This window comes from Flavobacterium ginsenosidimutans (genome assembly GCF_037478105.1).
Lineage (GTDB): Bacteria > Bacteroidota > Bacteroidia > Flavobacteriales > Flavobacteriaceae > Flavobacterium > Flavobacterium ginsenosidimutans.
Genome location: NZ_CP147988.1, coordinates 1,587,264 through 1,613,163 on the forward strand (window position 1 = coordinate 1,587,264; position 25,900 = coordinate 1,613,163).

Annotated in this window: 23 protein-coding genes; 15 read left to right on the top strand and 8 right to left on the bottom strand. The window is 34.2% G+C overall.

The genetic code is table 11. The annotated features are described in order from the left end of the window. Positions 1-31: 31 nt before the first annotated feature. The 8 genes from porV (at position 32) to V6624_RS07120 (ending at position 8,548) form a co-directional block, all read left to right on the top strand. Entirely contained in the window at positions 32-1,237 is a 1,206-nt protein-coding gene (gene porV, locus V6624_RS07085; RefSeq protein WP_111288151.1) for a type IX secretion system outer membrane channel protein PorV, read from the top strand. Between the two features lie 82 nt (positions 1,238-1,319). After that, positions 1,320-1,802 carry a cytidine deaminase gene (gene cdd / locus V6624_RS07090; protein ID WP_111288153.1) on the top strand — a complete coding sequence of 161 codons (483 nt, stop codon included), beginning with the start codon at positions 1,320-1,322 and terminating at the stop codon, positions 1,800-1,802. Between the two features lie 159 nt (positions 1,803-1,961). Beyond that, positions 1,962-2,960 carry a pyruvate dehydrogenase (acetyl-transferring) E1 component subunit alpha gene (pdhA, locus tag V6624_RS07095; protein WP_012023629.1) on the top strand — a complete coding sequence of 333 codons (999 nt, stop codon included), beginning with the start codon at positions 1,962-1,964 and terminating at the stop codon, positions 2,958-2,960. A 4-nt stretch (positions 2,961-2,964) separates the two neighbouring features. Further along, a complete protein-coding gene (locus tag V6624_RS07100) occupies positions 2,965-4,605 on the top strand; it encodes a pyruvate dehydrogenase complex dihydrolipoamide acetyltransferase (RefSeq protein ID WP_111288154.1) in 1,641 nt (546 codons plus the stop codon). Between the two features lie 126 nt (positions 4,606-4,731). After that, positions 4,732-6,579 carry a hydrolase/aminopeptidase gene (locus tag V6624_RS07105; protein ID WP_111288156.1) on the top strand — a complete coding sequence of 616 codons (1,848 nt, stop codon included), beginning with the start codon at positions 4,732-4,734 and terminating at the stop codon, positions 6,577-6,579. A 130-nt stretch (positions 6,580-6,709) separates the two neighbouring features. Next, positions 6,710-6,895 (top strand): hypothetical protein, encoded by a 186-nt coding sequence (locus tag V6624_RS07110; RefSeq protein WP_111288158.1) that lies wholly within the window; start codon positions 6,710-6,712, stop codon positions 6,893-6,895. Positions 6,896-7,037: 142 nt separating this feature from the next. Further along, complete coding sequence (locus V6624_RS07115; protein ID WP_338841404.1) at positions 7,038-7,589, top strand: carboxymuconolactone decarboxylase family protein; 552 nt, start codon at positions 7,038-7,040, stop codon at positions 7,587-7,589. A gap of 68 nt (positions 7,590-7,657) precedes the next feature. Further along, entirely contained in the window at positions 7,658-8,548 is an 891-nt protein-coding gene (locus V6624_RS07120; protein ID WP_239455690.1) for a helix-turn-helix domain-containing protein, read from the top strand. An 82-nt stretch (positions 8,549-8,630) separates the two neighbouring features. On the opposite strand, the gene V6624_RS07125 is transcribed toward V6624_RS07120, so the two are convergent. Beyond that, on the bottom strand, positions 8,631-9,872 hold the full coding sequence (locus V6624_RS07125) for a glycosyltransferase (protein ID WP_111288162.1): 1,242 nt from the start codon (positions 9,870-9,872) through the stop codon (positions 8,631-8,633). Between the two features lie 113 nt (positions 9,873-9,985). On the opposite strand from V6624_RS07125, the gene V6624_RS07130 reads away from it, so the two are divergent. Together V6624_RS07130 and V6624_RS07135 are read left to right on the top strand one after the other, a co-directional pair. Continuing rightward, positions 9,986-10,567: a tRNA-(ms[2]io[6]A)-hydroxylase gene (locus tag V6624_RS07130; RefSeq protein WP_111288164.1), complete on the top strand. Its 582-nt coding sequence runs from the start codon at positions 9,986-9,988 to the stop codon at positions 10,565-10,567. A gap of 48 nt (positions 10,568-10,615) precedes the next feature. Then, complete coding sequence (locus V6624_RS07135) at positions 10,616-13,375, top strand: AsmA-like C-terminal region-containing protein (RefSeq protein WP_338841405.1); 2,760 nt, start codon at positions 10,616-10,618, stop codon at positions 13,373-13,375. A gap of 458 nt (positions 13,376-13,833) precedes the next feature. Here V6624_RS07135 and rpmA read toward each other — a convergent pair whose 3' ends face one another. Together rpmA and rplU are read right to left on the bottom strand one after the other, a co-directional pair. After that, on the bottom strand, positions 13,834-14,094 hold the full coding sequence (gene rpmA, locus V6624_RS07140; protein WP_012023622.1) for a 50S ribosomal protein L27: 261 nt from the start codon (positions 14,092-14,094) through the stop codon (positions 13,834-13,836). A 24-nt stretch (positions 14,095-14,118) separates the two neighbouring features. Beyond that, positions 14,119-14,556, bottom strand: coding sequence for a 50S ribosomal protein L21 (rplU, locus tag V6624_RS07145; protein ID WP_073412831.1), 438 nt, complete (start codon positions 14,554-14,556; stop codon positions 14,119-14,121). A gap of 273 nt (positions 14,557-14,829) precedes the next feature. Between rplU and V6624_RS07150 the strand changes: the two genes are divergently transcribed. Both V6624_RS07150 and V6624_RS07155 read left to right on the top strand, forming a co-directional pair. Next, positions 14,830-16,152, top strand: a complete 1,323-nt coding sequence (locus V6624_RS07150) for a pitrilysin family protein (protein WP_338841406.1) — start codon at positions 14,830-14,832, stop codon at positions 16,150-16,152. Positions 16,153-16,164: 12 nt separating this feature from the next. Further along, a complete protein-coding gene (locus V6624_RS07155) occupies positions 16,165-18,213 on the top strand; it encodes a pitrilysin family protein (protein WP_338841407.1) in 2,049 nt (682 codons plus the stop codon). Between the two features lie 255 nt (positions 18,214-18,468). On the opposite strand, the gene V6624_RS07160 is transcribed toward V6624_RS07155, so the two are convergent. Continuing rightward, a complete protein-coding gene (locus V6624_RS07160) occupies positions 18,469-19,335 on the bottom strand; it encodes a DMT family transporter (RefSeq protein WP_338841408.1) in 867 nt (288 codons plus the stop codon). A 101-nt stretch (positions 19,336-19,436) separates the two neighbouring features. Between V6624_RS07160 and V6624_RS07165 the strand changes: the two genes are divergently transcribed. After that, positions 19,437-19,817, top strand: a complete 381-nt coding sequence (locus V6624_RS07165) for a heavy metal-associated domain-containing protein (protein WP_338841409.1) — start codon at positions 19,437-19,439, stop codon at positions 19,815-19,817. A 275-nt stretch (positions 19,818-20,092) separates the two neighbouring features. On the opposite strand, the gene gldD is transcribed toward V6624_RS07165, so the two are convergent. The 4 genes from gldD to mutY are packed head-to-tail and all read right to left on the bottom strand — an operon-like array spanning position 20,093 to position 23,497. Then, complete coding sequence (gldD, locus tag V6624_RS07170; protein WP_111288174.1) at positions 20,093-20,653, bottom strand: gliding motility lipoprotein GldD; 561 nt, start codon at positions 20,651-20,653, stop codon at positions 20,093-20,095. A gap of 1 nt (position 20,654) precedes the next feature. Next, positions 20,655-21,950: a gliding motility-associated protein GldE gene (locus V6624_RS07175; RefSeq protein ID WP_111288176.1), complete on the bottom strand. Its 1,296-nt coding sequence runs from the start codon at positions 21,948-21,950 to the stop codon at positions 20,655-20,657. A gap of 23 nt (positions 21,951-21,973) precedes the next feature. Next, entirely contained in the window at positions 21,974-22,414 is a 441-nt protein-coding gene (locus V6624_RS07180; RefSeq protein ID WP_111288178.1) for a single-stranded DNA-binding protein, read from the bottom strand. Positions 22,415-22,450: 36 nt separating this feature from the next. Next, positions 22,451-23,497 carry an A/G-specific adenine glycosylase gene (gene mutY, locus V6624_RS07185; protein WP_111288180.1) on the bottom strand — a complete coding sequence of 349 codons (1,047 nt, stop codon included), beginning with the start codon at positions 23,495-23,497 and terminating at the stop codon, positions 22,451-22,453. A 140-nt stretch (positions 23,498-23,637) separates the two neighbouring features. Between mutY and V6624_RS07190 the strand changes: the two genes are divergently transcribed. Continuing rightward, positions 23,638-23,928 (top strand): HU family DNA-binding protein, encoded by a 291-nt coding sequence (locus V6624_RS07190; RefSeq protein WP_007805026.1) that lies wholly within the window; start codon positions 23,638-23,640, stop codon positions 23,926-23,928. Between the two features lie 378 nt (positions 23,929-24,306). Continuing rightward, the gene (locus V6624_RS07195; protein ID WP_035645529.1) at positions 24,307-25,851 is read left to right on the top strand and encodes an Rne/Rng family ribonuclease; all 1,545 of its coding nucleotides are present in this window, start codon (positions 24,307-24,309) and stop codon (positions 25,849-25,851) included. The last annotated feature ends 49 nt before the right edge of the window (positions 25,852-25,900 follow it).

Here is a 25,900-nt window from a genome sequence, read left to right on the forward strand (position 1 = left end):
ATTTGCACCACCAAAAACATTAGTCCCATAAATGAAAAAACTATCACTTTTATTAATTTGCATTTTTAGCGTCTACAGTTCAAGGGCTCAGGAATCAAGGCCAATTGTTACTGGAGTACCTTTTTTACTAGTAGCAGCAGATGCTAGAGCAGCAGGTTTGGCAGACCAAGGAGTCGCTACTTCTGCAGACGTTTTCTCTCAACAATGGAATCCTGCAAAATATGCATTTTCTGAAGATGCACAAGGACTTTCTATTAGTTACACACCTTATTTAACAGATCTTGCCAATGACATTTCTTTAGGGCAATTGACCTATTACAACAAAATCAACGAGCGAAGTGCCTTTGCTGGTAGTTTCCGTTATTTTGGTTTTGGAGGAATCGAGTTGAGATATACTGGAGATCCAAATGAGGCAGTAAGAGAAGTAAACCCAAATGAATTTGCTTTAGACGGATCGTATTCACTTAAACTAAGTGAAGAATTTTCTATGGCAGTTGCCGCACGTTTTATTAACTCTAATTTAAAAGTCGCTTCTGAAGAAGTAGATGCAACCTCTGCACATTCTTTTGCAGTTGATGTTGCTGCTTTTTATCAATCTGAAGAAATCGCTTACCAAGATTTCAATGGTCGATGGAGAGCGGGTGTTAACTTCCAGAACATGGGGCCAAAAATTAGTTATGACAACGATGATTTAAGTTCAAATTTCCTTCCTGCCAACTTAAGATTAGGAGGAGGATTTGATTTTATATTTGATGATTATAATAAACTTACTTTAAGCGCTGAGCTTACTAAACTTTTAGTCCCTACTCCTCCAGGCGTTGGAACTCCTGTTGATGCAAATGGTGACGGAGATTATGACGATCCAGAAGACATCACTCAAACAGAAGCTACACAAGCAGGCTATAACAAGTACAATGATATTGGCTGGTTTGAAGGAATGTTTAAATCATTTGGCGATGCGCCAGGCGGATTTAAAGAAGAAATGAAAGAAGTAACCTATAGTGTTGCCGCAGAATATATGTATCAAGATGCATTTGCAATGCGTTTAGGATATTATCACGAAAGCCCAGAAAAAGGTGCTAAACAGTTTTTCTCTTTAGGAGCAGGATTTAAATACAACATCATGAAAATAGATGTTTCGTATTTATTCTCAGCATCTAAAATAAAAAACCCTTTAGAAAACACACTTCGTTTCTCTTTAACGTTTAACTTTGGAGACAAATACGAAACTTACTAAAGAGAAAAAATCAAAATAAAAACAATTCAATCCAAATTCCTGCATTCATTAGGAATTTGGATTTTTTTTCCCTTAAAAACAGATGAAAGAAATCAATATAACAACATCATTTACAATATTTGATACCATAAATGAACTTCCAAGTGAAATTCAAGACTTAATGAACCAAGCTATTGAAGTTAGAAAAAAAGCTTATGCCCCATATTCTAAGTTTAAAGTTGGAGCCGCTTTGCTTTTAGATAACGGAAAAATCGTTTTGGGCTCCAATCAAGAAAATGCCGCTTATCCATCCGGTCTTTGTGCCGAACGAACTGCAATTTTTTATGCAGGGAGTGCATATCCGGAAGCCAAAATCTTAAAAATGGCAATTACAGCAGCTTCAGACACAAATCAGACTACAGCTCCTATTCCGCCTTGCGGTTCTTGCCGACAATCAATTGCAGAATATGAAATAAAACAAGACACACCAATAGAAATCTATTTTATGGGTGAAATAGGTGAAGTTTATAAATCTTCATCATTAAAAAATTTACTCCCGTTGATGTTTGATAAAAAGTTCTTGTAAAAAAAAACCAAAAAGTATCGTTTTAATTTTAGTTCTTAAATGTAATGTCTTATTTTTGCATCCCGACCTTTCGGGCGCAAATTTGTGGGAGGAAACTATTTTGCGTTACAGGCACAATAATCGATAACACAAACAACTTTAGCAAAAGAAAGAATTCAGATGAAAGAAGTTACAAAAGAGGTATATTTAAAGTGGTATGAGGACATGCTACTTTGGAGAAAGTTTGAAGACAAACTTGCAGCATTATACATTCAACAAAAAGTTAGAGGTTTTCTACACCTATATAATGGTCAAGAAGCTGTATTAGCTGGCGCACTGCACGCTATGGATTTGACCAAAGATAAAATGATTACTGCTTACAGAAACCACGTTCAACCAATTGGTATGGGAGTTGATCCTAGAAACGTAATGGCAGAACTTTTAGGAAAAGCAACAGGAACATCTAAAGGTATGGGAGGTTCTATGCACATTTTCTCTAAAGAACACGGTTTTTACGGTGGACACGGAATCGTAGGTGCTCAAATTCCTGTGGGAGCTGGTATTGCTTTCGCAGATAAATATTTCAACACTGGCGGTGTTACTATGACTTACTTTGGTGATGGTGCTGCTAGACAAGGTTCTTTACACGAAGCTTTTAATATGGCTATGTTATGGAAACTTCCAGTTGTATTTATCGTTGAAAACAACGGGTATGCAATGGGAACTTCTGTAGAAAGAACTGCAAATCACACTGACATCTGGAAATTAGGTTTAGGTTATGAAATGCCTTGCGGACCTGTTGACGGAATGAACCCTGTAAAAGTTGCTGAAGCAATGCACGAAGCTATCGAAAGAGCACGTCGCGGAGACGGACCAACTTTCCTTGAAATGAAAACGTACCGTTACAGAGGACACTCTATGTCTGATGCACAATTATACCGTTCTAAAGAAGAGGTTGAAGAGTACAAAAAAATCGACCCAATTACGCAAGTTCTTGACGTAATCTTGGATCAAAAATATGCTACTGCTGAAGAAATTGAAGTAATCGACCAAAGAGTTAAAGACTTGGTTGAAGAGTGTGCGAAATTCGCTGAAGAATCTCCATACCCAGACTTACAACAATTATACGATGTAGTATACGCACAAGAAGACTATCCATTTACACCTCATAAATTATAATATCATGGCGATTAAAGTAACAATGCCTCGTTTGAGCGATACTATGACTGAAGGAACGGTAGCAACTTGGCTTAAAAAAGTAGGCGACAAAGTAAGCGAAGGTGATATCTTAGCTGAAATTGAAACAGACAAAGCAACAATGGAGTTCGAATCTTTTAACGAAGGAACTCTTTTACATATCGGAATTCAAGCTGGAGAAACTGCTCCTGTTGATTCATTATTAGCAATCATTGGTAAAGAAGGAGAAGATATTTCTGCTCTTTTAGCTGGTGGTGACGCTCCTGCAGCTGAGGCTTCAAAAGCGGATGCTCCTGCTGCTGAAGCAAAAACTGAAACTGCTGCTCCTGCAAAAGCTGCAGCTGAATTACCAAAAGGTGTTATAGTTGTAACTATGCCACGTTTGAGCGATACAATGACTGAAGGTACTGTAGCAACTTGGTTGAAAAAAGTTGGCGACACAGTAGCTGAAGGAGATATTTTAGCAGAAATTGAAACAGACAAAGCTACTATGGAGTTTGAGTCTTTCAATGCTGGAACATTATTATACATCGGAATTCAAGAAGGAAACACTGCACCAGTTGACAGCTTATTAGCTATCATCGGACCTGCAGGAACTGACATTTCTGGAGTTGCTGATAACTTTACTGCTGGAGGTGGTGCAACTGCAAGTGCTCCTGCTGCTGAAGAAACAAAAGCTACTCCTGCTGCTGAAAAAGCACCTGAAGCCGCTACTGAAACTTCAAACGGAGGAAGAATTTTAGCTTCACCATTAGCTAAGAAAATTGCTTCTGACAAAGGAATCCAATTATCTCAAGTTAAAGGTTCTGGAGAAAACGGACGTATCGTAAAAAGCGATATCGAGAACTTTACTCCATCTGCTCAAGCACAAACTGCTTCTGCACCTGCTGCTAAACAAGAAGCGTCTGTTCCTGCTGCACCAAAAGTATTTGTTCCTGCTGGAGAAGTTTACACAGAAGAGATCAAAAACTCTCAAATGCGTAAAATTATTGCAAAACGTCTTTCTGAATCTTTATTTACTGCTCCTCACTACAACTTAGTGATTGAAGTAAGCATGGACGAAGCAATGCAGGCAAGAGCTGCTATCAACAGCGTTCCTGATACAAAAGTATCTTTCAACGACATGGTAATTAAAGCTTGTGCTTTAGCATTGAAAAAACACCCAAAAATCAACTCTACTTGGAAAGAAGATGCTATTATCATCAACCACCACGTAAATATTGGCGTTGCTGTAGCTGTTGAAGATGGATTAGTAGTTCCTGTATTGAAATTTACAGACGCTATGAGTTTATCTCAAATTGGCGGTTCTGTAAGAGATCTTGCTGGAAGAGCTAAAAACAAAAAACTTGGACCACAAGAAATGGAAGGAAGTACTTTTACAGTATCTAACCTTGGAATGTTTGGTATCACTGAATTCAATTCAATTATCAACCAACCAAACTCTGCAATCCTTTCTGTAGGTGCAATTGTTGAGAAACCAGTAGTTAAAAATGGTCAAATCGTAGTTGGAAACACAATGATGTTATCATTAGCTTGTGACCACAGAACAATTGACGGAGCAACTGGAGCTCAGTTCTTACAAACATTAAAACAATATATCGAAAGCCCAGTTACAATGTTGGCATAATTTTAAATTGTCAGCCTGAGCATCCCGAGACTTCGGGAGAAGGTTATTCATAATAAAATCCCGTTTTGTTTATTCAAAACGGGATTTTTTGTTTAATTTTCATCCTCAAATTCAAAACCTCATAAAATGAAGAAACTAATTCTTGTCACTTTATTTCTGACAGCAATTGCCTGCCAGAAAAAAGAGCAAACAGAAAAAACAGCTGCCGTTACAGATGAACACAGTTATTCTAAACCAGAACTTGCTGTTGTAAAACATCTTGACCTTGATATTAAAGTTGATTTTGAAACGCAAACTATCTCGGGAAAGGCTTCTTGGTTAATTGACAATATCAGTAAAGGAAACGAAATCATTTTCGACGAAAACACTTTGAACATCACAAAAGTAACTTTAGGTGATGACGAAAAAGAAACCATTTTTGAACTTGGAAAAGACACTGAATTTCACGGAAAACCGCTTCATATCACAATTGAACCAAACACAACTAAAGTAAACATTTACTACAATACAACAAAAGATGCTGTTGCTTTACAATGGTTGAAACCAGAACAAACTGCAGATAAAAAGAAACCGTTTTTATTCTCTCAAGGAGAAAGTGTTTGGTCTCGCACTTGGATTCCTTGTCAAGATTCTCCTGGAATTCGTTTTACTTACAATGCAAAAGTTACTGTTCCTAAAGATTTATTGGCTGTAATGAGCGCTGTAAATCCGCAGAAGAAAAATGACACTGGAGTTTATACTTTCAAACAAGACAAAGCAATTCCATCATATTTAATGGCAATCGCCGTTGGAGATATCGAATTTCAAGCTATTGATAACAGAACCGGAGTTTACGCCGAACCATCAATGCTAAAAAAATCGGCTTGGGAATTTGCTGAACTTGGAAAAATGGTTGTTGCTGCCGAAAAATTATACGGACCATACCGTTGGGGACGTTATGATGTTTTAGTTTTACCTCCAAGTTTCCCTTATGGCGGAATGGAAAACCCGAATTTAACTTTCTTAACTCCAGGAGTAATTGCTGGAGATCGTTCGCTTACAAGCTTATTGGCACACGAGTTAGGACACAGCTGGAGCGGAAATTTAGTAACCAATGCAACTTGGGATGACATCTGGTTAAACGAAGGTTTTACAACTTACGTAGAACACCGCATTGGCGAAGCTATTTTTGGAAAGAAGGAATTTGAAATGCAAAACGTTATCACAAATAAAGAATTAGTTGATAATGTGGCAGAATATGGAAATACAAGTCCAGATACAAGATTAAAAGTTAGTCTAACAGGAAGAAATCCAGACGACGGAATCAGTATGATTCCTTATGTAAAAGGATATGCATTTTTAAGAGTTATAGAAAATGCTGTTGGACGCGAAAAATTCGATCCGTTTATCAAAAACTATTTCGATTCTCATGCTTTCAAATCGATTACAACAGAAGATTTCGTTAAATATTTAAATGAAAATTTAATTAAAGGAGACAAAACTTTAGCAGATAAAATCAAATTAGACGATTGGATTTACAAACCGGGAATTCCATCAAACATTGTCCCTGTAAGTTCTGCTGATTTTGATGCAATTGATGCGATCCAAAAAAGCTGGAGAGAAACTGGCGTTGCAGGTTTGAGCAAAAAAATCACGACTACAGCAGAAAAACAGCATTTTATAGACCATCTTCCAGCTGACATCACAGTTAAAGAAATGGAAGCTATTGACAAAGAATTCAACTTTACAAAAGGCGGAAATTTCATTATCAAACGCCAATGGTTTGTTCAAGCGTTAATTCATCAATACAAACCAGCTTATCCTGCAATTGAGCAATTCTTAATTGGAATCAGCAGAACTGGATCTGTAATGATGCTTTATAAAGAAATGGTAAAAACTCCTGAAGGAAAAGTTTGGGCAAAACAGGTTTTTGATAAAGCAAAATCTGGTTATCACGCCACAACTATTCAGGCTGTTGAAGGCGTTTTAAAATAGTATTCAGTCTCAGTCACAGTTTTCAGCGCTAAATGTGACTGAATACTGCAACTGAAAACTTAAAAATCCTCGATTACAAATTGTAATCGAGGATTTTTTATTCACACCATCTTTGTCAAAGTTTAAAACTTTGACAAAAATTCTTAATGTTGATTTTGGAGCTACTTACGGATATTCTTCCTTCGTCAGGATGACACACCAAATGGAAAGAAACTTAAAAAACGGAAAATATTCTTATGAATACGAATGCCCTAGCCCCGATAGAAGTGGAAATCCTTTTGTGCCGGGGTTCGGCACAAAAGATTGGAACGGATAGCGGGAAATAGCTCCTAAAAAAACAATCAGGGAAAATTATCCATCACATAGCGTCAATCCTCCATGTTTTAAAATCTGTAATCGTTGCAACTTTGTAATGTCAAAAGACAACAACAAATAATAACAATTAAATATCAAATAAAATGACACGATTAACAGCTTTAAACCCAGAAGAAGTAACAGGAAAAACTAAAGATTTATTCAACGCTGTACAAGCAAAATTAGGCGTTGTTCCAAACATGATGAGAACAATGGGAAATTCTCCAGCAGTTCTTGAAGGATATTTGAATTTAAGCGGCGCTTTAAGCCACGGAAAATTAAGCGCAAAAACAGGAGAATTAATTGCTTTGGCAGTTTCAGAAAGCAATTCTTGTGATTACTGTTTAGCCGCTCACACTTTCATTGGTGAGAAATTAGTTAAAGCCGATCCAGAAGTTTTAAAAGCGGCAAGATCAGGAAATTCTACTGACGCTAAAACAGAAGCTATTTTACAATTGGCTAAAACATTAATTAGCAAAAACGGTTTAGTTAATGATGAAGATGTAAACAAAGCTAAAAACGCAGGAGTTGCAGATGCTGAAATTGCAGAAACTATAGCTCACGTAGCTTTGAACGTTTTGACAAACTATTTCAACAATGTAGCAAATACTGAAATTGACTTTCCAGCGGTTTCCAACTTAGAACTACACAACTAATACAAACAAAAAACAAGCTATAGAGATAGTTGTGAATTCTTTTCATGACTATCTTTATATTTTCAAAAATGAAACCGAATATGAGCTCTCAAAATGTTTTCACTTTAATAAATCCGCAGAATGGCAATTTAGCTTTCAAAATTCTTCCTTTTGATGACAACAGCCATTTTGATCATTTACAGCGAAACAATTATTACTCGTTAATTTGGGTTACAAAAGGAAAAGGTAAAGTAAAAGCCGATTTTGCCGAACATCATTTTGAAGAAAACTCACTTCTCGCCTTTTCGCCTTATCAGCCTTTTATGCTTTGCGTAAGCGAGCCTATTGAAGGAATTGCAATTCATTTCCATTCTGATTTTTATTGTATTCACATGCATCAAAAAGAGGTTTCTTGCAACGGTGTTTTGTTCAATAATATTTATCAGCCACCTTACGTTCAGGTTACGGAACAGGCTTCGCAGACTTTTAAAATGGTGATTGACCAAATGAAAGGTGAGATCCAAAATGCTGAATTGGCTCAATACGAAATACTTATTTCCTATTTGAAGATTTTTTTAATTACAGCTTCAAGACTAAAAACAGAGCAGTTAGAAGAGATGAAATCGGTTCCAGAAACAAAAGAACCTTTCATTCTTCAAAACTTAAAAGACGCTATAGAGCTGAATTTCAAAACCAAACATTCAGCTGGAAATTATGCTGAATTATTAAATATTTCTCCAAAAGCGCTAGCTAAATTATCTAAAAATTATTTCAACAAAACATTGACTGATTTGATTTCGGAACGAATCATTATTGAAGCCAAAAGAGAATTATACATGACCAATAAAACGGTCAAAGAAATCGCTTATGAATTAGGTTATGACGACGAACATTATTTCAGTCGTTTCTTTAAAACCAATGCAGATGTTTCGCCACAAATTTATCGAGAAACGGTAGGTTTTGGAAAAATGGAAGCTTAGCTAGAGTTTTCAGTTTTCAGTCACAGTTTTCAGCAATTATAGGTCTGAAAACTGTGACTGAAAACTGCGACTAAAAGCTAATTTATTTATTTTTCGCTTCAATCCATTTAGACATATACATTGTGCTTTTATACGCGTGATGCTGCAATAAATTCCCCATAAAATTATGGAGACGATGCGTTTTTGAATCTTCTAAAAGTGAATTTACCAATGAAAGCAATTGGTCAGAATAAGCGCTTTTTTGATAACATTTATTAATGATTGCAATTCCGTTTTTCTGAGATTGTTTCCAAAGATTTTCATCCTGATAAAGTGCAATTGCTTTTTTAGCAAATTCTTCTGCATTATTTTCAACAAAACCATTCCAAGGCAAATCTTCATGCATGGCTTCAGAACCAACAGAAGTGGTTACACTTGGCGTTCCGCATTGCATGGCTTCTAAAAGTTTGCCTTTCAAACCTGCTCCAAAACGAATTGGTGCCAAAACGATTCTAGATCTTTTCACAATTTCATTGGCATCTTCTGCCCTTCCCATAATATAAAAACCATTTTTAGGCTGATGCAATTGCAATACTTTTTGCGAAGGATATGCACCATAAACTTCCAAAATAGCTTCTGGAAAATCTTTTTTTATAGAAAGCCAAATCGCTTCTTTTAGATATTGAACGGTATTCCAATTGGGCTCGTGAAGAAAATTTCCAATGAAAACAAAATGCTGCCTTTCGCCAAAAGAAGGTAGTTTTAGAAGTTCTTCTTCTTTCATTTCATCAACCAAAAATGGAAGATAAAACAGTAAATCTTCATTAACTCTAAAAACATCTTTTAAGATATTCATCTCAAAATCAGAAATAATTAGAGACAAATCACATCTTAAAATACTGGCAATTTCTCTTTTTGCAACTTCTTCAGATAATAAATCCTCTATTTCAAAAGTTCGGTTTTCTTTAAAAGCCTTTTGTCTTGCCGTTCTCAAACAATGTAAATCTTCTGTATCCAAAATTCTAATTGCATTTGGACATTTTTCAATTACACGCCATCCAAATTGCTCTTCAATCATAAAACGATCAAACAAAACAACGTCAGGATTAAATTCTGAAACAAAATCATCAAAACTAGAAGAATTAAGTTCGATGCTTTTTTTCGTTACTCCAAATTCAGACAAATCAACCATAAAATCACTGTCTTGCGCGGCACTAGCAAAAGTAATTTCGAATCCATTTGCAGCAAAAATCGAAATTAATTGCATCATTCTTCCACCAGCTGCAGAAGAATTTGGTTCTGGCCAGACAAACCCAATAATTAAAAGTTTTTTAATCTGATTCATTGTATTTTTTTTGAACATACAAAATAATGATTTTTTCCGCTTAATCCCTCGATATTTATGGATTTTTGGTCATAAAAAAACACTAATTTTGCAAAACTAAATTCTGGAAAATTATGTTGGGATTAAAATTAGCAACAGACCCTCGTTGGGTAAATATTGTTGAATCGAATATCGAAGAAATTTTAACTGATCACGCATGGTGTGAACAAAAAGCAGCTTCAAATGCTATTAGCATCGTGACGTATAATTCTGAATTAGAGGAATTAGTAACCGAAATGCTTGTAATTGCTCGAGAAGAATTAGAGCATTTGCAAATGGTTCATGATGTAATTAAAAAACGCGGACTCACTTTAGGTCGCGAAAGAAAAGATCATTACGTAAATGAACTTTTTAAATTCATGAAAAAAGACGGCAGCCGCAGAGACGCTCTTTGCGACAGATTATTGTTTTCTGCAATGATCGAAGCAAGAAGTTGCGAACGTTTTAAAGTGCTTTCAGAAAATATTAAAGACGAAGAATTAGCAAAATTCTACCGTGATTTAATGATTTCTGAAGCTGGACACTACACCACTTTTTTAGGGTTTGCCAGAAAGTACCAAGACAACATTGACATTGACAAGCGTTGGAAGGAATGGATTGATTATGAAGCTTCTATAATTACCAATTATGGTAAAAAAGAAACTGTTCACGGGTAAATTACGTTCTTTTTTTCTCTATTTTTATATCTAAATCCACCATTCACTATGCAGAAAAGTAAATCCAGATCAATCGTATTTAAAATTGCGAAGTATTTCGGAATAACTTTCGCGGTTATTATAGGGTTATTATTTTTAACACCTATCATCTTTGAAGATCAAATTAAAGAACAAATCAAGAAAACGGCCAATGAAAGATTGAGCGCAGAATTGAATTATTCTGACGTTTCGGTTTCGTTTTTTCGTCATTTCCCATCGCTTACTCTGACCTTAGACGATTTAAGTCTAAACGGCTCAGCTCCATACAAAAACGAAAAGTTTATCACTGCTAAAGAGGTTTCTTTCGGAATAAATGTCGCGAGTTTAATTTTCAGTAAATCAGTAAAAATTGATCAGATTTATTTATCAGATTCTTTTATAAATGTAAAAGTGAATCCAGAAGGAGAAGCAAATTACAACATTTACAAATCGCAAAAACAAGCGGCTAAATCAAATGACAGTTCTGATACTGCTTTAAAATTAGAGCGAATTGAGATTTTAAACAGTAAAATTATTTACGATGATAAATCAACAAAAGTTCATTTTGATGCATTCGGATTCAATTATTTAGGAAAAGGAGATTTAAATAAAGCCGTTTTTGATTTATACTCAAAAGCTAAAATCGAAAAACTAAATATTGTTTACGAAGACGAACCTTATTTGATGAATAAAAAGGTCGATGCTGATTTAATCACTAAAGTAAACATTAACTCGCTTTCGTTCTTTTTCCAGCAAAACAACCTTAAAATCAATCAGCTTTTAGTCGATTTTAAAGGAAAATTTGATATTTTAAAAGACGGTTACAACATGGATTTCGTTATTAAATCCGACAATAGCGACCTATATGATGTATTTACCGCATTTCCGCCAAAATACATTACTTGGCTTTCTCAAACTGAATTAAAAGGAAAAACCGATCTTCTTTTTACTTTGAAAGGAAAATATATTACGTCACAAAATATTGCCCCTGACTTGAATCTGGATGTAAAAATAGCTGACGGATTTGTGAATTATAACAAAAGTGCATTTCCTGTTTCTAACCTGAATTTAGATATTAAAACAACTGTTCCTTCTCTAAATCCAGATTTAGTTATTATTGATGCTAAAAATTTGTCTTTAAACATTAATCAGGATTATTTAAAATCGAAGTTTTTCGTTAAAGGAATAAATACTCCAGATATTAATGCTGATTTTAAAGCCAAAATTGATCTTGAAAAATTAACCAAAGCACTTGGGATTCCTGATATCGAATTAAAAGGAGCTTTGGCAGGAGATTTAAAAGCAAACGGAATATTTGACCAGAAAAACAAGCATTTTCCTGTTACAAACGGTACCGTTAATTTAGAAAATGGATATTTAAAAACACAATATTACCCAAATCCAATTACTAATATTACAATTAAATCGAAAATCCAAAACCAAAAAGGAACGTTCGAAGATTTAAAAGTAAGTTTAAAACCAACACAATTTACCTTTGAAGGAAAACCTGTTTTTGTACAAGCTGATTTAAGCAATTTTGACGATTTAAATTATGATGTAAAAGCAAAAGGAGAACTAGACGTTAATAAAATCTATAAAGTTTTCTCTCAAAAAGGTCTTGATTTAGATGGTTTTATAAAAGCAGATCTCTCTTTGAAAGGAAAACAAAGCGATGCTGAAAAAGGAAATTACAGCAAACTGGACAATAAGGGAACTCTTGAATTGAGAAATATCGGAATTGCTTCTGAATATCTTCCAAAGAAATTCATCATTAAAGAAGGTATTTTCAAAATCAATCAGGATAAGATGTCGTTCAATAATTTCTTGGCTGCTTACGGACAGTCTGATTTTAAAATGAATGGCTATCTGCGAAATGTCTTCAATTACGTCACAACAAATACAGGCGTTTTAAAAGGTTCTTTTAAAGTTACATCGCGATACATCAACGTTGATGAATTTATGTCAAGCGTAGATCCAAATACATCTGTAACACAAAGTTCTACTTCGAAAACAGAAGCTAAACCATCAGAAAACACACAGACAGGCGTTATTATCATTCCAAGTAATTTAGATTTACAATTATTAGCAAATGCTCAAAAAGTGAATTTTGACAAATTGAATCTGGAAAATGCAACTGGGAATTTAACTATGAAAAAAGGTAAATTAACGATGCAGAATACTGGTTTCAATTTAATTGGCTGTAATGTTTCGATGAATGCCAATTATCAAGCCGTAACGCCACAAAAAGCTAATTTTGATTACGCTATAAAAGCAACAGATTTTGACATCAAACGAGCTTATAATGAAATAGAAGTTTTCAGAAAAATGGCAAGCGCCGCAGAAAAAGCACAAGGAATTGTTTCTTTGGATTATCAATTAAAAGGTCGATTGAACGGAAACATGGAACCTGTTTACCCTTCACTTGTTGGAGGCGGAACTCTTTCTGTAAAAGATGTAAAAGTTCGTGGTTTGAAAATGTTTAATGCCGTAAGTAAACAAACTAATTCTGAAAGCATGAAAAACCCAGACGTTTCTAAAGTTGATATCAAAACTACGATTAAGAACAATATCATGACTGTAGAACGCTTTAAATTTAAGTTTGCAGGCTTTAGACCAAGAATTGAAGGAACAACAAGCTTGGACGGAAAAATGAACTTAAAAATGCGTTTAGGATTACCTCCTTTGGGTATTTTTGGAATTCCGTTAACCGTTACAGGAACTCAAGATAATCCAAAAGTAAAAGTGGGAAGAAAAACTGAAGATTTAGAAGAAACTAAGGATACTGAATAATTAAATTCCAAGTTTTAAAAAATTCAAATTCCAAACTGGATTTCAACATATCAACCTTTGTCAAAGTTTAAAACTTTGACAAAGGTTTTTTTTGCGATTTGTCATTCCAAGGAACAAAGCAATCTTCACCAGAAATTCTATAAGAAATTCGACAATACGAGTTAGACCTGACGGGTTTTAAAAACCTGTCAGGTCTACTTTACATTCTCAAACTCGACAATAAAAAACCAATCTTTGTCATTCCGAGGAACAAAGCTACCACACTAACAAAAGATCACTAATTTGATTTAACACGTGAGATTACTTCGTTCCTCGCAAAGACCAACCTTTGTAGAACTGCTTGCGAAGATTCCTCGTTCTGCAGGAAGACATAATTGCAGTTACTTTCTCAAACTAACAAAAACAAAAAACCCGATCTTTTCAGAACGGGTTTTTTATAAAAAGTAAATCTTTGATTATTATGCCTCGAATGGGATAATAGATACATAAGATTTGTTATCTCTTTTCTTTTGGAACTTAACAACTCCAGCAACTCTTGCGTGAAGAGTGTGATCTTTACTAATGTAAACGTTTTCACCTGGATTGTGTTTTGAACCTCTTTGTCTAACGATGATGTTCCCAGCAATAGCAGCTTGTCCACCATAAATCTTAACGCCTAGACGTTTTGATTCTGATTCTCTACCATTCTTCGAACTACCGACACCTTTCTTGTGAGCCATGACGTATGAGTTTAAATATTGTTATTATTCTTTAGTAGCTTCTTTTTTAGCTTTTGGAGCTGCTTTTTTAGCTTTTGGAGCTTCTACTTCTTCAGTAGCTGCTTCTTCTGCTACAACCGCTTTTTTAGCTGCTGCTTTTTTAGTTCCTCCTGCTGCAGTAATACCTTCAATTACAATTTGTGTAAGATATTGTCTGTGACCATTTCTTTTTTTGTATCCTTTTCTTCTTTTCTTTTTGAAAACGATAACTTTATCACCTTTTAAGTGTTGTAACACTTTAGCTTCTACTGAAGCACCTTCTATAGCTGGGGCGCCTAAAGTTACATTTCCATTGTCATCTAATAAAAGAACTTTGTCAAAAGAAACTTTTGAACCTTCTTCGTTAGCTAAACGGTGAACATAAACCTTTAAGTCTTTGCTTACTTTAAATTGTTGCCCTGCTATCTCTACGATTGCATACATATCAAATTGATTTATTGAATTTTAAGGTTGCAAATATACAACTAATAATTTACTATGCAACCTATGGAAGCAAAAATATTTTTACATAAAAAAACCTTGTTTTTCAAGCAGTTCCATACAAGAAACGGAATTAATTTAAAGTAAAAGATTGTTAAAATAGTAGTTATTTAAAAACAAATCTGCAATTCCTAACTAAAAAAAACTATTTTTGATGTAACTAAAATCAATTCTTGTTTACCTACTCTTGTTTGGTATATAAAATTATTAATCTTTATGAAAAAATCAATAATGATGTTAAGTGCTGCATTAATGCTCGGCGGAGTGGCTCATGCTCAAAAAGTAGCTTTTGAAGAATACAATTTAGATAATGGCCTACACGTCATTTTACACAATGATTCTTCTGCTCCAGTTGTTATCACTTCAGTAATGTATCATGTAGGATCTAAAGACGAGCGTCCAGACAGAACTGGATTTGCACACTTTTTTGAGCATTTATTATTTGAAGGAACTCAAAACATTAAACGTGGCGAATGGATGAAAATCGTTACTGCAAATGGTGGAGTTAACAACGCAAATACATCTGATGACAGAACTTATTATTATGAAGTTTTTCCTTCCAATAGTTTAGAACTTGGTTTATGGATGGAATCTGAGAGATTAATGCATCCTATCATCAATAAAATTGGAGTTGACACTCAAAATGAAGTGGTAAAAGAAGAAAAGAGAATGCGTTATGACAATCAGCCATACGGAAATATTCTTCCAGAGGTAAAAAAGAATATGTTTAAAAATCATCCTTATAGATGGACTACAATTGGCTCTATGAAGGATCTGGATGCTGCAACTCTTGAGGAATTTCAAGCTTTTAATAAAAAATTCTACACGCCAAACAATGCCGTTTTGGTTGTTGCAGGAGATTTTGATAAAGCTAAAACAAAAGAATGGATTCAGAAATATTTTGGACCAATTCCAAGAGGCGAAGAACTTAAAAAACAAACTTATGTAGAAGATCCGATCACTCAGCCAATTAAAGCAACATACGAGGATCCGAATATTCAAATTCCTATGATTGTGGCTTCTTACAGAACGCCTTCAATGAAAACAAGAGACGCAAGAGTTTTAGATTTAATTTCTTCTTATTTAAGTGATGGAAAAAGCTCTAAACTTTATAAAAAAATAGTTGATGATAAAAAAATGGCATTGCAAATTGGCGCAGTAGGATTTAGCCAAGAAGATTACGGAATGTACATTCTGTACGGTTTGCCAATGGCTCCAAACACAACAGCTGATATCTTAAAAGAAATGGATGAAGAAATTGTAAAAATCCAAACTGATCTTATTTCTGAAAAAGATTATGAAAAATTACAAAACAAATTCGATAATAATTACGTGAATGCAAATGCAAGTGTAGAAGGAATTGCAGAAAATCTAGCTTCATATTATCTTCTTTATGGCGATGTGAATTTAATTAATACCGAAATCGACATTTACCATTCTATTACAAGAGAAGAAATTAGAGAAGTTGCCAAGAAGTATTTAAACCCAAATCAGCGTTTAATTTTAGATTATATTCCTACCGCTAAATCTCAAAACTAAGAATATCGAATCATGAAAAACATATATACTTTTTTAATCCTTATTTTCCTAACTGGAATTATGCAAGCACAAGATCGTCCACAACCCAAACCAGGAAATGCCCCAGTAGTCAACATCAAAAAACCGCAGACTTTCGTTTTATCAAACGGAATGAAGGTTTTAGTTGTTGAAAACCACAAATTGCCTAGAGTGAGTTTTACACTTACTTTAGACAATGCGCCGTTTACTGAAGGCAACAAAAAAGGTGTTGACGAGTTAACCAGCAGCTTAATTGGAAACGGAACTAAAAAAACGACTAAAGAAGCCTTTAACGAAGAAATTGATTTCTACGGAGCTAATATCAACTTTACTTCGCAAGGTGCATACGCAAGTGCTTTGACCAAATATTCTGGACGTGTTTTAGAACTTTTGGCAGAAGGTGCTTTACAGCCAAATTTCACTCAAACTGAATTTGATAAAGAAAAAGCAAAACTTTTAGAAGGCCTTAAAGCCGATGAAAAAAGCGTCCCTGCAATTTCTAACCGAGTTGTTGATGTTTTAGCTTTTGGAAAAAATCATCCTAATGGAGAATATCTTTCTGAAGAAACGGTAAAAAATGTTACGCTTGCAGATGTTCAAAACAATTATAACACTTATTTCGTTCCAGAAAATGCTTATTTAGTTGTTATTGGAGATATTAAGTTTAAAGAAACAAAAACTGCTGTAGAGAAATTATTTAGCGGATGGAAAAAACAAGCAGCTCCAAAAAGCAATTACCCAAATCCAGTAAATGTTTCTAATTTACAAATTGATTTTGTAGATGTTCCAAATGCAGTTCAGTCTGAAATCTCATTAGTTAATACTGTTAATTTAAGAATGAGCGATCCAGATTTCTTTCCAGCAGTTATTGCAAATCAAATTTTAGGAGGCGATTTCAACAGTTACTTGAACATGAATCTGCGTGAACAGCACGCTTGGACTTATGGTGCAAATTCAAGCATTGGAAGCGGAAAATATGTAACCAAATTTAAAGCATCTTCTGCCGTAAGAAATACCGTTACAGACAGTGCAGTGGTTCAGTTTGTAAAAGAAATTAAACGAATTCGTACAGAAAGAGTTGATCCTGAAGTTTTAAGAAATGTAAAAGCAGGATATATTGGAAGGTTTGTAATGCAGGTTGAAAAACCGCAAGCTGTTGCGCGTTATGCTTTAAACATCGAAACAGAAAAACTTCCTGCTGATTTCTACGAAAAATACATTCAAACCATCAATAATGTTACTGCTGATGATATTTACCGTGTAGCTAACAAATATTTCTTATTGGACAATATGCGTATTGTAATTGTCGGAAAAGGAACTGATGTAATTTCAAGTTTAGAAAAATTACAAATTCCGATTTCATATTTTGACAAATACGGAAATCCTGTTGAAAAACCTTCAACTAAAAAAGAAGCGCCAAAAGATATTACTGCAAAAACAGTTTTCGAAAATTACATTAAAGCAATTGGAGGAGAAAAAGCCGTTACAGCAGTAAAAACGCTTTATATGAATGGCTCTACAACTATTCCTCAAGCTCCTACTCCATTGACATTTACTTCAAAATTAGATTCAAAAGGAAAAATGATGGTTTCACTTTCTATGGGAACTATGAATTTAATGAAACAAGTGGTTAACGAAAAAGGTGCTTATGTTGAACAGCAAGGGCAAAGAAAAAATCTTGAAGGAGAAGATCTTGCTGAAATGAAAGCAAACGCAGCTCCTTTTGAAGAATTACAACTTGTAAAAAGAACCGACTTAAAAGTAGAAGGAATTGAACCAATAAACGGAAATGACGCTTACGTAATTAAAGATGGCAAAACCAAATATTTCTACGACGTAAAATCAGGTTTAAAAACTGCCGAATCTAAAGTTCGCGAACAAGGCGGAAAATCAGTAGAGCAAATCACTAATTTCAATGACTATAAAGAAGTTAAAGGTGTAAAAGTTCCTTTTAATTTAGTTCAAAATGTTGGTTTTGAATTGGATATTAAAATGTCTGATGTCAAGATAAATGAAGGAGTTACTGAAAAAGATTTTCTCTAAGAGACGCTAAGGTTCTGAGCTCTACTAAGCTACTAAGTTACTAAGATTCTGAGATACTAAGGTGCTAAGATATTAAGGCTTTGCAAAGTTTGAAACTTTGACAAAGCTTTTTTTACGCTCAGTTTTGTCAGGCTGAGCGGAGTCGAAGCCCTATTCCAATTAGCGCGCCCTTCTCCCGAAGCCTCGGGATCGCTCAGGGTGACATATCTATCAAATTACATTTTACCTTTTACAAGCAACATTTCACAATTAAAATCACTTTTTCGCCGACAAATAAACTCCAATCAAAATAATAAACGCCCCAACAGACTGAATTGGAGTCAGAAATTCGTTATCTAATAATCCCCAGAAAAAAGCAATAATCGGAATTAAATATGTTACTGATGTTGCAAATACTGGCGATGACATCTGAATCAGTTTAAAGAAAAGAATATTTGCAATTCCAGTCCCTAAAACCCCTAAGATCATTACGAACAATATAGAATGTTGTGTTTCTACAAAATGTATTTTTTGGCTGATATCGGTTGTGCTTAAGATAATTAACGCTGGTAAAAATAAAACCGCAAAATTCCCAGTTGTAATACTAACCGAATTTAAATCATGCAAATATTTCTTAATCAAATTTACGTTGATGGCATAACTAAGCGTTGCAATAACGACCAATAAAACATACAAATAATTTTGAGTTCCGCCAGAAGAATCTCCGCTTAAAACCAAAAGCAAACAGCCTACAAGCCCAACAAAAACGCCTAAAACTTGTCGTTTTTGAAACTGAATTCCAAAAGCTACAATTCCTAAAACTAAAGTATTTAAAGGCGTTAGCGAATTTAAAATCGCCACAATCGAACTATTTACCTGAGTTTCGGCAATGGCAAAAAGATACGCTGGCATAAAAGTCCCAAAAAGTGAAGTTATTGCAACATATTTCCATTGGCGTTTGGAAATTTTTTTTAAACTATTAAAACCAAAAATCAACAGAAAAAGCGCAGCAAAAATAATTCGGAATGAACCGACTTGAATAGCTGTCAAACCAATTAATCCCTTTTTTATCAGAATAAAAGAACTTCCCCAAATAAGAGAAAGAATCGCCAAGTAAATCCACTTTAACTGTTTTGTATCCATAAATTGTATTTTACTACAAATTTGTAATTATTTTACGAACTGACCTCTCTCTTTTTATTAATTTTGCACAAAAGTAATTCGCAATTTAAAATTCATATATAATGAAAATTTCAAAAATCTTAATCGCCACAGCAATCACTGGTTTAGTATTCGTTGGCTGTAAAAAAGAAGAAGAAGATAAAAGCCTTCAAGTTGTAAATGCAGAAAAAAGTGCTCCAAAAGAACACAAACCAATTGCTGCTGAAAATCTTCAAACAGCAAGCTTCACAATAGACGGAATGACTTGTGCTGTTGGATGCGCAAAAACAATTGAAGAAGAATTAGCTAATCTTGACGGAGTTGAAAAAGCAACTGTTGATTTTGACAAGAAAACGGCAACTGTAAGTTTTGATAAAACAATCCAAAACTCAGAATCTTTAACTAAAGTGGTTCAAGAAACTGGAGACGGAAAAACATATAAGGTTTCGAATTTTAAATCTTAAATTCTAGATTTTAAAAAAACATTCCATAGGAATGTCTGGTTGGTAGAATTAAATTTGAATTATGATTATACGTTCCTACGGAACGTTTGATAAACATATTAGATTTTTCTAAAAATCAGGTGTCCCTACAGGACACGATGCGACACAACATTATTTTTTTTCTACCGATGAGATATTCCTACGGAATATTACAAATTATTATAAATAAAGATTGATAAACCAAAAATATGAAGGCTATTAAAAACAAAAAAAGGATTCAAATTTGAATCCTTTTTTTATTTCCATTTCAACGTTTCCATCAAACGCTGCATATCGTTTTTAACATAACTCGCCGCTGGCATAATTGAGTCAAAGTTTGGTTTTGCATAAAAATACACAGAACCAATCAAAAAGTGTTTTGTACTGTCTGTAGCATAAAACTGAGAGTTTGTCGCTGCATTTCCATCAACTTGATAAAACATTCCATAAACCTTTTTCTGCGGATTTAAATACGGTTGTTCTAAAATATCATCGGCTTTAATAACGTGCTCGTAAGTCAGTTTTTGAGCGTCGCGTAATAATTTGTCAATATTACCATTTACTGGCTTATATGTCAAATAAATGGTTGCTTTCATCTTTGGATACGTGATTGCAAAACCACATTCTTTTTCTCCTTTTATAATGGCGTCTTCATTCATTTCGAAAGTGAATGGACAAGTATTTTCAAAATTCACATATTTTGCTTCTGGATAATCTAATCGCAGGAAACTCGCTGGTTTTGGCAAAACATCATTTTTACAGCTTATAACCGTTAGAGCAAGCAAAATTGCTGTTATTGAAAGTATTCTTTTAAACATTTTAATTTATTGTAACTTTTATTTGTTTTACACGTTTTTTATCAACTGTTTCGATGGTGAAAATACAGTTTTCAAAAGACACTTTCTGATCTTTTTTCGGAAAATTACCTAGAATTTCAAGAATAAATCCAGCCAAAGTTTCTGCTTCTCCTTTGTGGGCCTCAAAAACATCTTCGTCAACATCTACAATTCTGTAAAAATCCTTCAGGTTTATTTTTCCTTCAAAAAGAAAATTATTCTCATCAATTTGCGAGAAATTTAGATTTTCATCATCAAATTCATCACTAATATCTCCAACTATTTCCTCGATAACATCTTCTAGCGAAACTAATCCAGATGTTCCTCCGTATTCATCAACCACGATTGCTAGATGGCTTTTTAGACTCTGAAAATCCTTCAAAAGATTATCTAGTTTTTTATTTTCAGGAACAAAAAAAGCTTCTCTAATCAAAGAAGTCCAGTCAAATTCTTCTTTATCAATATGAGGAAGCAAATCTTTTACGAAAAGCACCCCTTCAATCTGGTCAATATTATCGCGGTAAATCGGAATTCTTGAAAAACCTGTTTCGATTATTTTAGGATAAATTTCTGCGAATGTTTCTGATATTTCCAATGCAAAAATATCAATTCTCGGACTCATAACCTGCTTCGTATCTGTATTTCCGAAAGAAACAATTCCTTCCAGAATTTTTTGTTCTTCTGTCGAAGTTCCTTCAGAATCTGTCAATTCTAAAGCCTGAGAAAGCTGATTGATTGAAAAATTGTTCTTTTGTTTTCCTAATTTATTTTGCAAATATATAGTAAAGGCGCGCATTGGCAAACTTACTGGGGAAAGCACTTTATCTAAAAACGCCAGCGGATAAGCAACTCGTTTAGCAAAGCGAACATTATTTCTACTTGCGTAGACTTTAGGAAGCACTTCGCCAAATAATAAAATTAGAAAAGTAACTAGAATTACTTCGAGAGTAAATTTAAACACGGGCGAACTTACATTGGCAAAAATATTCTGCCCCATATAAGCGAATAAAATTACTACGCCAATATTGAAAAAATTATTCGCAACCAATAAAGTTGCTAAAAGCTTTTTGGGCTTTTCTAATAAATTTGAGATGATTTTCCCTTTTGCAAGATTATCATTTAAAGTATCATCGATATCTTGCTGAGATAAAGAAAAAAGAGCAACTTCAGCACCTGAAACAATTGCCGAAAGAAATAATAAAATAAAAATTCCGACGAAACCAATAATTAAATTAGCGTCAAGATTGGTAGAAAAAAGTAAACTGGGCTCCGGGTCCAAACTGTATAAAATTAGTTAAACATCTAGAAAGGCAGATCATTAATTGGAAGCCCTTCATTAGCAGCATCAAAGTTAGTGTTTTTTGCTGACTCTGTATCCTGATTCTGTCTCGTATGTGCAGTTTCTTTTTTGGTAGTTAAAAAAGTAAATTCAGTAACCTGAATTTCGGTAGTATATTTTGTCGTTCCATCTTCCGCCTGCCACTGACGAGATTTGATTCTTCCTTCTACATAAATTTTATCTCCTTTAGAAAGATATTTTTCGCAAATTTCTGCGGCTTTATTACGCACAACCAAATTATGCCATTCTGTAGAAGTAATCTTTTCATTAGTCGTTTTGTTGATATACACTTCATTGGTTGCCAGCTGAAAACGTCCGATGCAGTTCCCTCCATCAAAATAATGCATCTTCACATCATCGCCCAAATGGCCAATAAGCATCACTTTATTTAATGTTCCGTTCATAGTTTTTGGTAGTATTTCTCCCAAAGATACATTTTTTTAGCAATTTATTTCCTGCTTTTCTATAAAATTATAAATCACAATTGGAAATGGAAAAGTTTTTAATTTTTCAGAATCTACTCCATTTTCAATTTTCTCTTTTACTTTAATTTTCCAAAATTGTATATGCAGATGCTGATGCGAAAGTTTGTGCACAACAGTCGATTCGGCACAATCTTCTATACCTATAATAGTATAGGAAGGGAAAATTTCTTCTTTTGCTTTTTTCGAAACCACATCAAAATCCACAATCGATTGAGTTTCTAAAAGCGGAAACTCATATAAATTATGCCAAATTCCCTTTTCGCTTCTTTTTTGAATCAAAGTATTCCCTTCAACATCTTCCAAAATTAGATAATTAAAATAACGATTGGTTACTTTCACTTTTTTAGATTTCACAGGAAGCTGATTTACTTTTCCTTTTTGCAATGCCAAACAACTGTCATTAAAGTCACAATTTGAACAATTCGGGCTTTTAGGAACGCATTGCAACGCACCAAATTCCATAATTGCCTGATTAAAAATTGCAGGATTGTCTTTAGGCATTAATTCTTGTGCCAATGCCGTAAACTCTTTTTTGGTCGCAGGAAGCGCAATATCCGATTCAATATCAAAATAACGCGATAACACCCGAAACACATTTCCATCTACAACAGGAACCGATTCATTATAAGAAAAGGACGCAATTGCTGCCGCTGTGTATTCACCAACACCTTTTAGTTTTAAAAGCTCTTTATAAGAATCAGGAAAAACTCCATTTAAATCGTTACTTATATATTGAGCGGTTTTATGAAGATTTCGGGCTCGTGAATAATATCCCAATCCCTGCCAAAGTTTCAAAACCTTCTCTTCAGGAGCATCTGCCAAATCTTTTACTGTAGGAAATTCTTTAGTAAACGAAAAAAAATATGGCATTCCTTGTGCAACTCGAGTCTGCTGAAGCATAATTTCTGAGAGCCAAATTTGGTACGGATTGACCGTTTTTCGCCACGGTAAATCACGCTTGTTCTGTAAATACCATTTTATCAATATGTTATGAAAATCCATTGCAAAATACTTAGATTGCAAAAGTAAATGTTTATGTAATTAAAATTTAACGAATTAGCTTGATTAATTATTTTTTTAATTCCTATATTTGCAAACTCAAAAAAATAGTACACCATTTATAAAATAAAATAGGAAAGAAAATGACGAAAGCAGATATCGTAGCGAAGATTTCAGAGAAGCTAGGTCTTGAAAAAGGAGACGTTCAAGCAACAGTAGAAACTTTTATGGAAGAAGTTAAGACTTCTTTAGAAACTGGAGACAATGTATACCTTAGAGGTTTTGGTAGTTTTATCGTTAAAACTAGAGCTGAAAAAACTGGAAGAAACATTTCTAAAAACACTACTATTAAAATTCCAGCACACAACATTCCTGCGTTTAAACCTGCAAAAGTTTTTGTAGAGGGAGTTAAAACAAACAACGAAGCAAAATAATATTAATTAACATAAATCTGACACGATATGCCAAGTGGTAAAAAAAGAAAGAGACATAAGGTAGCTACTCACAAACGTAAGAAAAGAGCGAGAGCTAACCGCCACAAAAAGAAAAAGTAGTTTTAAACTACTTTTTTCTTTTTAAACGTTCATTGAAATTGGAGTTTGACAATCTCAGTCACAGATTACAGTTTGTAGCCTAATACTGCTTACTGCCACTGAAAACTGATAACTAACTCCACCGGGTTAATACCTGTTAAAATATTGTTTAATCCATCCTTACAATTTTATTTAAGATCGTAGAATGTAGATTTCAGATTATTCTAAAATCTAAAATCTAAAATCTAAAATTGAAAAGTTCGGATAAAAATTTACAGTGTGAATAAAGAATTAATCATTAGATCTAGTTCTGAAGCAGTAGATTTTGCCTTATTAAAAGATGGAAAACTAATTGAATTACACAAAGAAGAAGAAAAAAGTAACTTTCAGGTTGGCGATATTTTTATTGCCAAAATCAGAAAACCAGTTGCAGGACTTAATGCTGCTTTTGTAAATGTAGGCTTCGAAAAAGATGCCTTTTTACATTATCACGATTTGGGTCCAAATCTAGCTTCTCAGCTGAAATTCATAAAACTTGTAAGCGCAGGTAAAATAAAAGATTTCTCCCTAAAAACCTTTCAGTTTGAAAAAGAGATTGACAAAGATGGCATCATTACTGATATTTTAAGTGCCAATCAATCTGTCTTAGTTCAAGTAGTTAAAGAACCTATATCGACCAAGGGCCCAAGAATAAGTGCTGAGCTTTCTCTTGCCGGAAGATTTATCGTTCTAGTTCCTTTTTCTGATCGTGTTTCTATTTCTCAAAAAATAGAAGACAAAAAAGAAAAGGATCGTCTAAAAAAACTTGTTCTATCGATCAAACCTAAAGGATTTGGTGTTATTGTTCGTACAGTAGCCGAAGGCAAAAACGTAGCCGAATTAGAAAAAGATTTGCAGAACCTGCTTGGCAGATGGTCTGCAATGTGTAAAAAATTACCAACTGCTCATCATCCATCAAAAGTATTAGGAGAGCTTAATAGAGCTTCTTCAATATTAAGAGATGTATTTAATGATACCTTCAGCGGTATTCAAATAGATGATGAAGAGTTGTACCACCAAACGAAGGAATATTTGCAAGAAATTGCACCTTCAAAACAATCGATTGTTAAGTTTTATCAATCAAATGACACTCCGATTTTTGAGAAATACAATATAGAGAGACAAATCAAAACTTCTTTTGGCCGAACTGTTTCCATGAGTAAAGGTGCTTATCTTATCATAGAACATACCGAAGCTCTTCACGTTATAGACGTAAACAGCGGAAACCGTTCTAATAAGGCGACCAACCAAGAAGACACAGCCATGGAAGTGAATATGATTGCTGCAGCAGAAATCGCCAGACAACTTCGTCTGCGAGATATGGGTGGAATTATCGTAGTAGATTTTATCGATATGTCTAATCCTGAAAACAGGAAAGTTTTGTTCGACTTCTTGCGAGAAGAAATGAGCGACGATAAAGCAAAGCATAAAATATTACCACCAAGTAAATTTGGACTTGTTCAGATTACAAGACAGCGCGTAAGACCAGAAGTTAATATCAAAACCAGAGAAGAAGATCCAAATAAAGTCAATGGCGAAATTGAAGCGCCAATATTAATAATTGACAAGATCACCTCTGATTTAGAAAGACTTTTAAAAACCCACAATAAGGTTGTGCTTAATACACACCCGTTTGTGGCTGCATACCTCAGCAAAGGTTTTCCATCATTACGTTCAAAATGGTTTTTTGAACATAAGAAATGGGTGAAAATCATACCTCGTGACGCTTACACGTACTTAGAATATCATTTCTACGATAAAAAAGGAAATGTTATTTCAGAATAAAACAAAACCGCCTTTCGAAAGATTGGCGGTTTTTTTGTGCGTCATTGCG

Excerpts from the sequence above, each read along its gene's own strand:
- porV (WP_111288151.1), top strand. The coding sequence starts at position 32 with ATGAAAAAACTATCACTTTTATTAATTTGCATTTTTAGCGTCTACAGT.
- cdd (WP_111288153.1), top strand. The coding sequence starts at position 1,320 with ATGAAAGAAATCAATATAACAACATCATTTACAATATTTGATACCATA.
- pdhA (WP_012023629.1), top strand. The coding sequence starts at position 1,962 with ATGAAAGAAGTTACAAAAGAGGTATATTTAAAGTGGTATGAGGACATG.
- V6624_RS07100 (WP_111288154.1), top strand. The coding sequence starts at position 2,965 with ATGGCGATTAAAGTAACAATGCCTCGTTTGAGCGATACTATGACTGAA.
- V6624_RS07105 (WP_111288156.1), top strand. The coding sequence starts at position 4,732 with ATGAAGAAACTAATTCTTGTCACTTTATTTCTGACAGCAATTGCCTGC.
- V6624_RS07115 (WP_338841404.1), top strand. The coding sequence starts at position 7,038 with ATGACACGATTAACAGCTTTAAACCCAGAAGAAGTAACAGGAAAAACT.
- V6624_RS07120 (WP_239455690.1), top strand. The coding sequence starts at position 7,658 with ATGAAACCGAATATGAGCTCTCAAAATGTTTTCACTTTAATAAATCCG.
- V6624_RS07125 (WP_111288162.1), bottom strand. The coding sequence starts at position 9,872 with ATGAATCAGATTAAAAAACTTTTAATTATTGGGTTTGTCTGGCCAGAA.
- V6624_RS07130 (WP_111288164.1), top strand. The coding sequence starts at position 9,986 with ATGTTGGGATTAAAATTAGCAACAGACCCTCGTTGGGTAAATATTGTT.
- V6624_RS07135 (WP_338841405.1), top strand. The coding sequence starts at position 10,616 with ATGCAGAAAAGTAAATCCAGATCAATCGTATTTAAAATTGCGAAGTAT.
- rpmA (WP_012023622.1), bottom strand. The coding sequence starts at position 14,094 with ATGGCTCACAAGAAAGGTGTCGGTAGTTCGAAGAATGGTAGAGAATCA.
- rplU (WP_073412831.1), bottom strand. The coding sequence starts at position 14,556 with ATGTATGCAATCGTAGAGATAGCAGGGCAACAATTTAAAGTAAGCAAA.
- V6624_RS07150 (WP_338841406.1), top strand. The coding sequence starts at position 14,830 with ATGAAAAAATCAATAATGATGTTAAGTGCTGCATTAATGCTCGGCGGA.
- V6624_RS07155 (WP_338841407.1), top strand. The coding sequence starts at position 16,165 with ATGAAAAACATATATACTTTTTTAATCCTTATTTTCCTAACTGGAATT.
- V6624_RS07160 (WP_338841408.1), bottom strand. The coding sequence starts at position 19,335 with ATGGATACAAAACAGTTAAAGTGGATTTACTTGGCGATTCTTTCTCTT.
- V6624_RS07165 (WP_338841409.1), top strand. The coding sequence starts at position 19,437 with ATGAAAATTTCAAAAATCTTAATCGCCACAGCAATCACTGGTTTAGTA.
- gldD (WP_111288174.1), bottom strand. The coding sequence starts at position 20,653 with ATGTTTAAAAGAATACTTTCAATAACAGCAATTTTGCTTGCTCTAACG.
- V6624_RS07180 (WP_111288178.1), bottom strand. The coding sequence starts at position 22,414 with ATGAACGGAACATTAAATAAAGTGATGCTTATTGGCCATTTGGGCGAT.
- mutY (WP_111288180.1), bottom strand. The coding sequence starts at position 23,497 with ATGGATTTTCATAACATATTGATAAAATGGTATTTACAGAACAAGCGT.
- V6624_RS07190 (WP_007805026.1), top strand. The coding sequence starts at position 23,638 with ATGACGAAAGCAGATATCGTAGCGAAGATTTCAGAGAAGCTAGGTCTT.